Here is a 12,214-nt window from a genome sequence, read left to right on the forward strand (position 1 = left end):
TAACGCCGGGATGTGCGGGGCCGGGGTTGCCGCACCGAGCCCCGCGGGGTGGTTCAGCCGAACTGCTCGATGCCGAGCCGGATCACCATGGCCACCACCACGACCAGCAACACCACCCGCACGAACCCGGCGCCGCGGGCGAGCGCCATCCGGGAGCCGAGCACCGAGCCGGCGACATTGCACACCGCCAGCGCCGCCCCGAGCGCCCACCACACGTGCCCGCCGACGGCGAACAGGACCAGCGCCCCGAGATTCGAGCCGAAGTTGAGCACCTTCGCCATCGCCGCCGAGGTGACGAACTCGCTGCCGAGCATCGCCGCGAACACGATGATGAAGAAGGTGCCGGTGCCGGGCCCGAGGATCCCGTCGTAGAAGCCGATCACCGCCGCGGCCGTGACCACGACGGTGGCCAGCCGCAGCGTGGACGGGCGGCGGGTGCTGCCGGTGCCGAGTTTCGGGCGGGCGGTGACGAACACCGCTACCGCGACGAGCACGACCATCACGATCGGGATGAACACCTCCCGGTCGATGAGCGAGACCGCCGCCGCCCCCGCCGCCGCGGCCAGCGCGGCGACCAGGGCGGCGGGGCCGAGCAGCGACCAGCGCAGCGGGATGCGCCGCGCGAAGGTCAGCACCGCCGCGCCGGTCCCGCAGATCGCGGTGAGCTTGTTCGTCGCCAGCGCCGCCTGCGGCGTCAATTGCGGGGCGACGAGGAACAGGGCGGGCAGCAGGATCAGCCCGCCGCCGCCGACCACCGCGTCCACCCAGCCGGCGGCGGTCGCGGCGGTCATCAGCAACGCCCAGTCACCTGCAGTCATGGCGGCCATTCGATCACGCGCCGCATCCGCGGGTCGGGTGCGGGAGCAAAACCGGTGGCCCGTTCGTTGACCGGACAGAAACCGCCGACGGAAGGAAGTCCCGCCGTGTACCCGTTGTTGTTCGTGCTCTACGTCGTGGCGGAGATCGCGGTGCTGGCCTGGCTCGGCTCCACCCTCGGAGCCCTGGCCACCGTGTTGATCTTCCTCGGTGTCAGCGCCGCCGGTTATCTCGTGCTCGCCGCCCTGGGTCGCCGCGCGCTGCGCAACCTCGGTGAGCTGCGCGGCGGCCGGGCACCGCACGCGAATTCCCCGGAGCGGGTGCTCACCGACGGCGCGCTCATCGGCGCCGGCGCGGCCCTGGTGCTGATTCCCGGCATCGTCAGCACCGTGCTCGGGGTGCTGCTGTTGCTGCCGTCCCGCGCCGCGCTGCGTCCGGCGGTGCGCACGCTGGTCGCGCGGCGGGCCCGCGCCGCCGGGTTCTCCGCGCAGCGGCTGGTGGTGGTCGACGGGCAGGTCGTCGATCACAGTGTCGTCGGCGGTGCCCCGCACCTGACCGGTGGTCCGCCGGTGACCGAGCAGGTCGACGACCGTGGCACCGTGCTCGAAGGGGAGATCGTGGAGACCCCGCGCCGCCACGAGGAGCGGTAACGGGCAGACTGGGCACTCGTGAGCCCTGCACCGCACACCCAGCTTCTCGTCGGCGGCCGCATCTACAGCGCCAGCGCCCCCGATGCCACCGCGATGGCCGTCACCGACGGCACGGTCGTGTGGGTCGGGCAGGACCGGCCCGGCCGCGCCCTGCACCCGGACGCCGAGATCGTCGACCTGCACGGCGCGTTCGTCGCTCCCGGTTTCGTCGACACCCACGTGCACACCACCAGCCACGGCCTGGCCCTGACCGGGCTGGACCTGACCGACGCCGTCGACCGCGACGACGCGCTGCGCCGGGTCCGCGCGCACGCCGACGCGCACGACGACGCGGTGATCTGGGGGCACGGCTGGGACGAGACCCGCTGGCCCGACCCGACCCCGCCGACCACCGCCGACCTCGATGCCGCCGCCCCGGCCCGGCTCGTCTATCTCGGCCGGATCGATGCGCATTCGGCGGCGGCGTCGAGCGCGTTGCGGGCCGTCGCCGAACCCCTCGACGAGCTGGCCGGTTTCGATCCGCAGCAGCCGCTGACCGCCGCGGCGCACCATGCGGTGCGCGGCGCCGCCCGCCGCGGGCTGACCGCCGCGCAGCGTGCCCGCGCCCGACTGGCGGCCCTCGACGATTTCGCCGCGCACGGTTACGTCGCGGTGCACGAATGCGCCGGCCCCGACATCTCCGGGCTCGACGACTTCACCGAACTGCTCGGCACCGACCATCCGGTGCAGGTGCGCGGCTACTGGGGGCAGGCGGTGCGCGCCGGCGAAGAAGCCGCGGAGCTGCTCGCGAAAACCGGCGCCGATGCCCTGGGCGGGGATCTGTTCGTCGACGGGTCGATCGGTTCGCACACCGCCGCGCTGGCCCGCCCCTACGACGACCTGCCGGACTGCTGCGGCACCCGCTATCTGACCGAGGACGAGCTGACCGCGCACGTGCGCGCGTGCACCTCGGCGGGCATTCAGGCCGGTTTCCACGTCATCGGTGACGCGGCGACCACCGCCGCGGTCGCGGCCTTCGAGGCGGTCGCCGCGGAGGTCGGGGGACCGGCGCTCGCCGCGCGCGGGCATCGGCTCGAGCACGTCGAGTCGTTGACGGTCGCGCAGGCGGAGGTGTTGTCGCGGTACGGGGTGATCGCGAGCATGCAGCCGAGCTTCGACGCCCTGTGGGGCGGGGCGGACGGGATGTACGCGCAGCGGCTCGGCGCCGACCGCGCCGCGGCGTTGAACGCGTTCGCGCCGCTGGCAGCGACCGGGCTGGCGTTGGCGTTCGGCTCGGATGCGCCGGTGACGGCGCCGCGGCCGTGGCCGATGCTGCGGGCGGCGGTGCACCACCGCACCGAGGGCAGCGGGATCTCGCCTCGGGCGGCGTTCGCCGCCGCGACCCGCGGGGCGTGGCGTGCTGGTGGGGTGCGTGACGGTCTGGCCGGCACCCTCGATCCGGGTGCGCCGGCGTCGTATGCGATCTGGGAGGTCGGGGAGCTGGTGGTCAGCGCCCCGAAGGATTCGGTGCAGCGATGGTCGACGGATCCGCGGTCGCGGGTGGCGCCGCTGCCGGATCTCACCCCGGGCACCGCCGATCCGGTGCTGGTGCGCAGTGTGCACCGCGGCCGGGTCGTGTACGCGCGGTGACCGGCCGGCCCCTCGCGACGGTCACCGTGCGGGCGGTGCGTGTCGTCGCGCTGCGCGCGTTGCTGGCCGTCGTCGCGGGAGTGGTGCTGTTCGCGTCGTTCCCGCCGCGTCCGCTGTGGTTCCTCGCCCCCGTCGGGATCGCGCTCCTGGTCGGTGTATCGACTGCAGTACCGCTGCGGCGACGCGCCGGGTTCGGCTACGGCTATCTCGCCGGACTCGGATTCCTGGTGCCGCTGCTGCCCTGGATCGGCGTCTATGTCGGGCCGTTGCCGTGGTTGGCGCTCGCCGCCGCCGAGGCGGTCTTCGTCGGCCTGTTCGGGGCGCTGGTGGTGCACCTGCGGTCGTTGCCGGTCGCGCCGTTGTGGATCGCGGCGGCGTGGAGCCTGACCGAATGGTTGCGCTCGAGCGTCCCGTTCGGCGGGTTCCCGTGGGGTCGGCTGGCGTTCGGCCAACCCGACGGTGGGTTCGTCTCCCTCGCCGTCGTCGGCGGCGCCCCGCTGGTGTCGTTCGCCGTGGCCGCGACCGGCGCCGGGCTCGCCGCCCTCGCCCTGACCGCCTCCCGCCGTCCCCGCCCCGTGCGGGCCTGGACGGTGCCGGTCGCGGTGACGCTGCTCGGTCCGCTGCTCGCCGCGGCGGCGTGGCCGCTGGTGCGCACCGCCACCGACGATTCGTCGACGGTGACGGTCGCGGCGATCCAGGGCAGTGTGCCGCGCCTGGGTCTGGACTTCAACGCCCAACGCAAGGCGGTGCTCGACAATCATGTCGCCCGCACCCTCGTCCTCGCCGAGGACGTCGCCGCCGGACGGGCTCCGGCCCCGGATGTGGTGATCTGGCCGGAGAACGCCTCCGATATCGACCCGCTGCGCAACGCCGATGCCGCACGCGACATCTCCGCCGCGTCCGCCGCGATCGACGCGCCGATCCTCGTCGGGGCGGTGCTCGTCAACGACGACCGGACCACCACCAATTCGGTGATCGTGTGGGACGCGCAGACCGGTCCGGGGGAGCGGCACGACAAGAAGATCATCCAGCCGTTCGGCGAGTACCTGCCGTGGCGGTCGTTCTTCCGGTTGTTCTCCGAGTACGCCGACCGCGCCGGCCATTTCGTGCCCGGCGACGGCGACGGCATGATCACCGCCGGCGGCATCGACATCGGGGTGGCGACCTGCTACGAGGTGGCCTTCGACCGGGCGTTCCGCGACTCGATCGACGCCGGCGCGCAGCTGCTGGCGGTGCCGACGAACAACGCCACCTTCGGCGACACCGAGATGACCTATCAGCAGCTGGCGATGTCGCGGGTGCGGGCCGTCGAGCACGGCCGGGCCGTGATCGTCGCGGCGACCAGCGGGGTCAGCGCGATCGTCGATCCGGCCGGTCGGGTGCAGCAGAGCACACCGTTGTTCGTGCCCGATGCCCTGGTGGCGCAGGTGCCCGTGCGCGCAGACGTTACGCTGGCTAGTCGGCTCGGAGTGGCGCCGGAGCTTGTGCTCTGCGCCGCGGCCGTGGCCGCCGCCGGTTTCGTCCTGGTGCGAGGACGGCGGGAGAAGGCCGGTGCGGCAGCTCGCACCAGCACCGGCGCAGCAGGAGCACCGGCCGGTGGCCGGTTCGACAAGGAGGACCTCTGATGGCAGCGGCGACGCCGGCCGGGAACGACAGCGCACCCAGCGCCCGCACCCTGGTGATCATTCCGACCTACAACGAGCGGGAGAACCTCGGTCGGATCATCACGCGGCTGCACGCTGCGCTGCCGCACACCCATGTCCTCGTCGTCGACGACGGCAGTCCCGACGGCACCGGTGACCTCGCCGACGACCTCGCCGCCGCCGACGAGCGCATCGCGGTGCTGCACCGCACCGAGAAGAACGGTCTCGGTGCCGCCTACATCGCCGGTTTCCGGTGGGGGCTCGAGCACGACTACACGGTGCTCGTGGAGATGGACGCCGACGGCAGCCACGCCCCCGAGCAGTTGCACCTGCTGCTGGAGAAGGTCGACGCCGGCGCTGATCTGGTGCTCGGTTCCCGGTACGTGCCCGGCGGCACGGTGGTGAACTGGCCGTGGCACCGCGAGGTGCTCTCCCGCGGCGGCAACATCTACTCGCGTCTCGCGCTGGGGGTGTCGATCCAGGACATCACCGGCGGCTACCGCGCCTACCGCCGTGAGGTGCTCGAGAAGCTCGACCTCGACGCGATCGCCTCGCACGGCTACTGCTTCCAGGTCGATCTGGCGTGGCGCACCCTGCAGGCCGGATTCACCGTCGCCGAGGTGCCCATCACGTTCACCGAACGGGAAATCGGCGAGTCGAAGATGAACGGCAACATCGTGCAGGAGGCCCTCGTGCGGGTCACCGTGTGGGGGCTGCGCAGCCGTCTCGCGCGGTTGCGGGCACTGCTGGGCCGCTGACTCGGCCCGCGCGGCCGGGATACCAGGCGCTGTGCGGCCGAGGCGCTAGGCGCTGCGCGGCCACGGCCATCGGGCGTCGAGTTCCTCCCCGAGCTCCAGTCCCGCGCACAGCCGGCGGATGGCGCTGCAGTCCTGCACCACCGGCCGGCCCTCGGTCACGGCGATGGTGTCGGCGACCAGCTCGTCGCCGCCGGGGATGTTCTCGTGCGCGATGATCGCCGCCCAGGTGGAGGTGTCGGAGCCGGTGAACGCCGCGACCGCGGTGCCGAGCGCGTCGAGCAGCCGCACCCGATCGGTGTCGTCGAGTTCGGTGAGCACCGCGGTGAGCAGTTCACCCGCGAGGGAGGCGTGGCACAGCTCGTCGCGGCGGTGCACCGCCACCGTCGCGCGGTTGACCGGTTGCAGCTCCGGGTCGGTGGTGAGCAACGCCAGATAGGCGCTGATCGAAGTCTCTGCGACGGTGGTGAACGCCAGCTGCACCAGCGCCGCGTCCCGCGGGGTCTCGGCGTGCGCGACCGCGGCGCGATGCTCGCGCACGGTCGGGCACGGCGGCAGCACCGCCTCCTTCAGCGCCCAGCCGCGGCGGCGGCGGGTGAGCACGTTGGCCTGCTGGTGCATGAGGGTGTGGTACTGCTCGTCGACCATCGCCTGGAGCACCCCGGTGACCACCGTGTCGGACGGGCCGATACCGAAGGCGTCCTCGGTGATCAACGCGAAGCCGGGGTTGACGACGTGCTGTTCGATGTCGACGACGCTCTTGTTGTAGGCGATCCACGCCCAGGCCCGCAGCCGCGCCTGTTGTTGTTCGTCGAGCGCGAGATAACGCGGATGCTCGGCGAAGGGCAGCATCTGCTCGGGATAGTCGGCGCGGTCCGCCTCGAACAGCGCGTCGAGGTCGACCTCGGGTTTCTTGACGGCGGCGCGGCGCGGCCACGAGCGGGTCAGCCCGGCGATCACCGCGCTCTCCGCCGGATCGGACGGGTCGTACTGCGGGAGTTCCGGCGCGCGCAGCTGCGGGCCGGGGATGTCGGATTCGTTCATGTCCGGCTCCTTTCCTCGCTCGGACCGCCGACCGCGCCCGGATCGCGGGGCAGTGCCGCGAACAGCTGCCCGCACAGCTGCGCGGCGGCGGGTTGCCCGTCGCCGAGCGCGGCGCGGGCTCGGTCGAGCAGCGCCGCGAAGTCGGGCAGGGCGTCGGTGGCGGCGTCGAGATCGGCGACCGCGCCGGCGAGGGCGCGGCGGGCGGTGGCGGCGTACGGGTTGGTGAGCTGGATGTCGTGGTAGACCTCGGCGGTGCCACCGGAGACGCGGGCGAGCAGCGCGCGCAGCACGGTGTGCGGGGGCGCGGCAACCCGCGCGGCGGCATCCGGCACGTCGAGCCGGTCGAGGGCGATACCGAACGCGAGGATCGCGGCGTGGGTGAGCACCTGCACGGCGGCGGTGATCCGGTCGTGTTCGTCGGCGGTGGTCTCGACCACGGTGGCACCCCAGTCGCGCAGCGCCGCGACGAACTCGGTCACGACCGGTGCGTCGTGGTGGCGCACCGTCAGCACGGGTCGGCCGGGCAATCCGAGGTCGGGGGCGAACATCGGGTTGATGCCGAGCGTGGGGGCGCCGGGCCGGTAGGTGTGCAGCGCCGCGGCGATCGGGGTCTTCACCGACAGGGTCTCTACCAGCAGGGTGTGCGGGGGCAGCAGCCGCGCGAGCACCGGCAGGGCGGCACCGGCGACGACGTCGGGGACGGCGAGGACCACGATGTCGGCGCCGTCGAGTGCCGCGGCGAGGCGGGTGTCGGGGGCGGTCAGATCGGCGCGCAGCATCCCGGGTGCAGCCGGGTCGGCGGCCGGGTCGACGACGAGCACCTGACGGCCGGCCTCGCGCAGCGCGCCGGTGAGCAGGGCGCCGACGGCGCCGCATCCGCCGGCGACGATCACCCGGCCGGGCGTGGTCACGGCCCGGCCCGCCCCGGCAGCACCGGCGGCCCGTCGACGAGATCGGCCGCGGAGCCGACGGCACCGGCCCCGTCGGTCGGGGTGGTGTCGCGGGCGGCGGCGAGGCAGCGGCGCATCACCACGGACTTGACGAGGGTCTCGTCGAGTTCGTCGTCCGGATCGGACAGCGCCACGATCGCCCCGCCGATCCCGAAGGTGACCTCGTGGGCGGTGGCGACGAGGGTGCGGATGACCACCGACAGGTCGGCGGCGCCGGTCGGCGACAGATACCCGATCGCCCCGGAGTACACCCCGCGCGGGCCGTCCTCGAGCTTGTCGATGATCTCCATGGTGCGCAGCTTCGGGGCACCGGTCATCGATCCGCCGGGGAAGGCAGCACGCACACAGTCCACCGCCGAGACGTCCGGGCGCAGCCTGCCGCGCACCGTGGACACCAGCTGATGCACCGCCGCATAGGTTTCCACCGCGAACAGCGCCGGCACGTGCACCGAGCCGGGCACGCACACCCGCGACAGGTCATTGCGCACCAGATCGACGATCATCAGGTTCTCGGAGCGGTCCTTCTCGCTGGCCTGCAGTCCGTCCCGCAGCGCCGCGTCCTCACCGGGGGTGCGGCCGCGCGGGCGGGTGCCCTTGATCGGTTTCGATTCGACGGTGCCGTCGGCGTCGATCCGCAAGAACCGTTCCGGGGACGCGCTGAGCACCGCGACCTCGGGGAAGTCGAGCAGCGCACTGTAGGGGGTGGGACTGATGCGGCGCAACACCCGGTAGGTGCTCAGCGGGTCGATGCCGCCGTCGACGGTGACGGTGTTCGTCAGACACACCTCGTAGGTCTCGCCGCTGCGGATCTCGTTCTGGCACTGGGCGATCAGATCGAGATAGCGCTGCGGGGAGTGCCGCAGCCGCAGTTGCGGGCCACCGTCCGCGCCGATCAGCGGCACCGGGATCTGCTCGTCGGTCACCGGTTCGGGCAGCGCCGACAGGATCGCGGCGGTCGCGTCGAACCAGGCGAGGGTCTCGGGATCGTCGGTGTCCTCGGTCAGGGCGAGCAGATAGCAGCAACGGTCGTCGTGGTCGACGATCACCGCCCGGTCGGCGAAGACCAGCGCGGCGTCGGCGTAGGGGGAGGTGTGCACGAGTTGCGCGCCGGCGTCGGCCTTGAGTTCGTAGCCGAGATAGCCGACATAGCCGAGCGCGAACCCGAACGGCAGGTCGTCGCGGGCGGCGACGCGGCGCTCGGCGAGCCGAGCGGTGAGATGGTCGAAGACGGGTCGGCGGTGTTCCTCGACGGTGCCGTCGGCGCGGTGTTCGCGCACGATGCCCTCCCCGACCCGGTAGGTCAGGTAGTCGGCGCGCGGTCCGGCGCCGTTGCCGAGGACGGTGAACCGCGACTGCGGATCCAGCGCGGCGCTGCCGTCGAGCCAGAAGCCGTGCGGGCCGGCGGCGAAGAGCGCCTCGTACACCGCGGACGGGTCGGGGTGCAGCGGCAACCGGCGGCTGGCCAGCAGATAGCGCGGGGCCGGTTCGGGTACCGGTTCCGGATCGACGGGGGCGGTGACGGTGATCGGGCTGCGCGGCGGGGTGGCGTCGCGGAAGTTGGCGAGCAGTTGCGCGCCGTGGGCGGTGCCGATCGATTCGGGATGGAACTGCACCCCCCACAGCGGCCGGTGCCGGTGCGCGACGGCCATGAGCAACCCGTCCGGGGTGTGGGCGGTGGCGACGAGCTCGTCGGGGACGGGGTCGGCGATCAGCGAGTGGTAGCGCACCGCCTCGAAGGGCGACGGCAGCCCGGCGAACAGGCCGGTGCCGTCGTGCAGGATCGGGCTGGTGCGGCCGTGCACCGGTTCGGGGGCGGTGATCACGGCGCTGCCGAACAGCTGGCACAGCCCTTGATGGCCCAGGCACACCCCGAGCAGCGGCACTTCGGCGTCGGTGAGGGCGCGGGCGCTGATCCCGAAGTCCCTGGCCCGGTCGGGTCGGCCCGGGCCGGGGGAGATGACGATGTTGTCGAACGGTTCGGCGACGAGCTCGTCCAAGCTGCGATCGTTGGTGAGCACCCGCGGCGGGATGCCGTTGACGCGGGTGATCAGGTCGTAGAGGTTGTAGGTGAACGAGTCGTAGTTGTCGATCAACACCGTGCGGATCGGTCGGGGCGCGGACACGACGGGCCTCAGTTCGTGCCGTCGCCGCGGCGACCGGAGCCGACCCGGTCCGCGGGGGCGCCGCCGGAGACGATGCGGTCCTCGACCCGGCATGCCTCGTCGATGAGCAGGGTGTACAGCGAGCGCACGAAGTCGCCGGACAGGCCGTGCCGGTGCGCGTAGTCCTGGGCGCGGCGGTGCACGACCTCCATGCGGCCGGGTTGCAGCACGTCGAGGCCGTGGCGTTGCTTGAGTTCGGCGACGCGTCCGCACACCTCGAGGCGGGCGCGGATCCCGTCGAGCAGGGTCCGGTCGATGTCGTCGAGTTCGGCACGCAGGTCGGCCAAATCGGCGGCGGCCTGTGTCGACGGCGCGTCCGCCGCAGTGTGGTGACGGTCGGTCACGGACATTCACCCCCTTGCAAGCGACCCGCCGGAGCACCGGCGCGAAGGTCGTGGATCGGGCGTGCCGATCATGATCGATCGGCGTGCGATCATGATTGCACGCACCGTCCGGCCGATATCGACGATTGATCGATTCGTGGCGGGGCCGCAATCGAATTCGCGGAACCACCGTCCCGTCGGGCTGCGCTTGCGGGGTCCGTAACGACGTGTGCCGCCCCGGACGATCGTCCGGGGCGGCACACGTACGTGTTCGGCGGCGCGGGTGTCAGGCGCCGCGGCGCTTGGCCTTGAGCAGGTCCAGGCGCTCCTTGAGCAGGTCCTCGAGTTCCTCGACGGAGCGACGCTCGAGCAGCATGTCCCAGTGGGTGCGCGGCGGCTTGACCTTCTTCGGCTCCGGTGCGGCGCCCTCGACCAGGGTGCCCTCGAGGCCGTTCTTGCAGATCCAGGTGCCGGGGATCTCCGCGTCGTCCGCGAACGGCACGTCGTATTCCTCGCCGTTGTCGCAGCGGTAGCGCGCGATTCGCCGCGGCGCCAGATCGTGGTCGCGGTCGGTTTCGTAGCTCACCGCCCCGAGTCGGCTGCCTCGCAGTACACGATCTGCCATGGTGGTGTCCTTCCTTGTGTGCTCCGCCCGGGTGTCGATGCCGTGCGGCATCGACACCGGGCTCGACGTCCACTGTGCTCAACGTCTGCGGAGCCGATTCCGTTCCCGCGGCCCACCGAGGAGCCGAGGGACCAGTCTACCGACCCGCCGCACCGCCGCGCACGGTGCCCGCACCGGCCCGTGCGTCCGGGGTTCCCGCCGCCCCGCCGGGGGTGCAGGTGGGCAGTACAGTGACGCTCGTGACCGGACGTGACACCCGAGCGAGCACGTGCCTGTGGTGCGGGCGCCCGGTACCGGAGATCGGCACCGGGCGGCGACGCCGCTACTGCCGCCAGTCGTGTCGGCAACGCGCCTACGAGCAGCGCAGCAGCGCCCGCCGCGCCGGACTGCCCGAGGATTCGGTGGTGCTCACCGCCGGCGAGGTCGAGGCACTCGCCGACCGCGCGTTCCGGGCGCGCTGCGCCGCCGAGGACGTCGCCACCGCGGTCGCCGAGGGCGCCGCGGCCGACGAGCTGACCGCCCTGTGCGCGGAGCTGCTCGATCTGGCCCGCGACGCCGAACGACTGCGTTGACCGCCCCGATCGGGGAGCGCGAGCTCAGGCGAAGAAGCCACCCATGGTGTAGATCACCTGGCAGAACGCACCGTTGGCGTACTGCAGCGAGCCGAACAGGGCGCCGAGCACCGCGCCGGGACCGCTGTCGATCACTGTGGACTGCAATCCGCCGCCGTTGTTGTCGAGGGTGGCGACCCCGGCCCGGATGTTCTCCATGTTGATCCACACGAATTTCAGGTCCGAGGCGGTCACCGGCGCACCGGCGGTGGGTTCGACGATCACCTCGATCGACCCGAACGGCACCTGACCGTGCGGGCCGGGATGCACCCACGCGGTGGTCATCGCGAACGGCACGAAACCGCCGCCGCAGCCCGGACCGACGGTCGGTGCGGGTGACGAGAACGGCTGCGGGATGTTCTTCGGTGGCGGCGCGAACGGATCCGCCGAGCCGGAGTCGGCGACGAGCCGCTCGAGCGCGGCGAGGGTCTCGGGGGAGTCGGCGACCTCCGCGCGCAGCTGATCGAGCGGCACCCCCGGCGGGGCGGTGTCGGCGGCGGCCTGGGCGGGGGCCGCGAGCAGGGCCGCGGCGAGCAGGGCGGTGACGAGCGGGGCGGATCGGCGACGCAACATCTCGGGCTCCTTCGAATCGGGTCGAGCGGGCGGGACGAGACGATCCGGTCGCGATCCGATCACGCACGGGTCGCGGCACGGGGGCACGAAGGTGACGGCCGCTTCGAGAATAAGGAGAGCTGTCCGGTTTCGGGGCGTTTCCGGCGAGCCCGATCCTGCTTGGACGCCGACCTCATTCGTCACTCCGGTCACGAACAGGGCATTCCTCCCGGCCGTCGGGAAAACGTTATCGAAACGCGACTGATCCCCTGCACGGGAACGATTTCCGAGGTCACTCGCGGTTCCGTACCGGTCCTGTCGCGGCACGGGCACGGCCTCCGGGGCGCATCGACGGGTGGTGGGGCGGTCGTCGCCGCAATCCGGTCGTACCGGTCGCACAGGTGGTCTAGCTTGTTGTGTGGTCCCGGTCACACGGGATCACACGATCGAACGG

General features: G+C 72.5%; 12 protein-coding genes. 5 read left to right on the forward strand and 7 right to left on the reverse strand.

The genetic code is table 11. From position 1 onward, the window contains the following. Positions 1-53: 53 nt before the first annotated feature. On the reverse strand, positions 54-818 hold the full coding sequence (locus RBB84_RS08270) for a TSUP family transporter (RefSeq protein ID WP_024101054.1): 765 nt from the start codon (positions 816-818) through the stop codon (positions 54-56). 105 nt (positions 819-923) lie between these two features. Between RBB84_RS08270 and RBB84_RS08275 the strand changes: the two genes are divergently transcribed. The 4 genes from RBB84_RS08275 to RBB84_RS08290 are packed head-to-tail and all read left to right on the forward strand — an operon-like array spanning position 924 to position 5,496. Beyond that, positions 924-1,466 carry an FxsA family protein gene (locus RBB84_RS08275; protein WP_064255680.1) on the forward strand — a complete coding sequence of 181 codons (543 nt, stop codon included), beginning with the start codon at positions 924-926 and terminating at the stop codon, positions 1,464-1,466. 18 nt (positions 1,467-1,484) lie between these two features. After that, on the forward strand, positions 1,485-3,095 hold the full coding sequence (locus tag RBB84_RS08280; RefSeq protein ID WP_064255681.1) for an amidohydrolase family protein: 1,611 nt from the start codon (positions 1,485-1,487) through the stop codon (positions 3,093-3,095). Further along, entirely contained in the window at positions 3,092-4,720 is a 1,629-nt protein-coding gene (lnt, locus tag RBB84_RS08285; protein WP_064255708.1) for an apolipoprotein N-acyltransferase, read from the forward strand. The genes RBB84_RS08280 and lnt overlap by 4 nt, the downstream gene beginning before the upstream one ends. Then, positions 4,720-5,496 carry a polyprenol monophosphomannose synthase gene (locus RBB84_RS08290; RefSeq protein ID WP_064255682.1) on the forward strand — a complete coding sequence of 259 codons (777 nt, stop codon included), beginning with the start codon at positions 4,720-4,722 and terminating at the stop codon, positions 5,494-5,496. Before lnt ends, RBB84_RS08290 begins: the two co-directional genes overlap by 1 nt. A gap of 45 nt (positions 5,497-5,541) precedes the next feature. On the opposite strand, the gene RBB84_RS08295 is transcribed toward RBB84_RS08290, so the two are convergent. The 5 genes from RBB84_RS08295 to RBB84_RS08315 all read right to left on the reverse strand — a co-directional run bounded on the left by RBB84_RS08295 (position 5,542) and on the right by RBB84_RS08315 (position 10,597). Next, positions 5,542-6,537 (reverse strand): diiron oxygenase, encoded by a 996-nt coding sequence (locus RBB84_RS08295; RefSeq protein WP_064255683.1) that lies wholly within the window; start codon positions 6,535-6,537, stop codon positions 5,542-5,544. Further along, positions 6,534-7,448 (reverse strand): prephenate dehydrogenase, encoded by a 915-nt coding sequence (locus tag RBB84_RS08300; RefSeq protein WP_064255684.1) that lies wholly within the window; start codon positions 7,446-7,448, stop codon positions 6,534-6,536. The genes RBB84_RS08295 and RBB84_RS08300 overlap by 4 nt, the downstream gene beginning before the upstream one ends. Continuing rightward, entirely contained in the window at positions 7,445-9,610 is a 2,166-nt protein-coding gene (gene pabB, locus RBB84_RS08305) for an aminodeoxychorismate synthase component I (protein WP_064255685.1), read from the reverse strand. The genes RBB84_RS08300 and pabB overlap by 4 nt, the downstream gene beginning before the upstream one ends. Positions 9,611-9,618: 8 nt before the next feature. Then, positions 9,619-9,999 carry a chorismate mutase gene (locus RBB84_RS08310; RefSeq protein ID WP_019289573.1) on the reverse strand — a complete coding sequence of 127 codons (381 nt, stop codon included), beginning with the start codon at positions 9,997-9,999 and terminating at the stop codon, positions 9,619-9,621. 259 nt (positions 10,000-10,258) lie between these two features. Continuing rightward, entirely contained in the window at positions 10,259-10,597 is a 339-nt protein-coding gene (locus RBB84_RS08315; protein ID WP_006554802.1) for an RNA polymerase-binding protein RbpA, read from the reverse strand. A gap of 230 nt (positions 10,598-10,827) precedes the next feature. Between RBB84_RS08315 and RBB84_RS08320 the strand changes: the two genes are divergently transcribed. Then, positions 10,828-11,169: a hypothetical protein gene (locus RBB84_RS08320; RefSeq protein WP_006554803.1), complete on the forward strand. Its 342-nt coding sequence runs from the start codon at positions 10,828-10,830 to the stop codon at positions 11,167-11,169. A gap of 24 nt (positions 11,170-11,193) precedes the next feature. Here the strand turns inward: RBB84_RS08320 and RBB84_RS08325 are convergent, their stop codons facing one another. Next, positions 11,194-11,781 (reverse strand): hypothetical protein, encoded by a 588-nt coding sequence (locus RBB84_RS08325; protein WP_033098325.1) that lies wholly within the window; start codon positions 11,779-11,781, stop codon positions 11,194-11,196. Positions 11,782-12,214 lie beyond the last annotated feature (433 nt).

Source organism: Rhodococcus sp. D-6, assembly GCF_040256695.1.
Taxonomy (GTDB): Bacteria; Actinomycetota; Actinomycetes; order Mycobacteriales; family Mycobacteriaceae; genus Rhodococcus; species Rhodococcus pyridinivorans.

Excerpts from the sequence above, each read along its gene's own strand:
- RBB84_RS08315 (WP_006554802.1), bottom strand. The coding sequence starts at position 10,597 with ATGGCAGATCGTGTACTGCGAGGCAGCCGACTCGGGGCGGTGAGCTAC.
- RBB84_RS08325 (WP_033098325.1), bottom strand. The coding sequence starts at position 11,781 with ATGTTGCGTCGCCGATCCGCCCCGCTCGTCACCGCCCTGCTCGCCGCG.
- RBB84_RS08290 (WP_064255682.1), top strand. The coding sequence starts at position 4,720 with ATGGCAGCGGCGACGCCGGCCGGGAACGACAGCGCACCCAGCGCCCGC.
- RBB84_RS08310 (WP_019289573.1), bottom strand. The coding sequence starts at position 9,999 with ATGTCCGTGACCGACCGTCACCACACTGCGGCGGACGCGCCGTCGACA.
- RBB84_RS08270 (WP_024101054.1), bottom strand. The coding sequence starts at position 818 with ATGACTGCAGGTGACTGGGCGTTGCTGATGACCGCCGCGACCGCCGCC.
- RBB84_RS08295 (WP_064255683.1), bottom strand. The coding sequence starts at position 6,537 with ATGAACGAATCCGACATCCCCGGCCCGCAGCTGCGCGCGCCGGAACTC.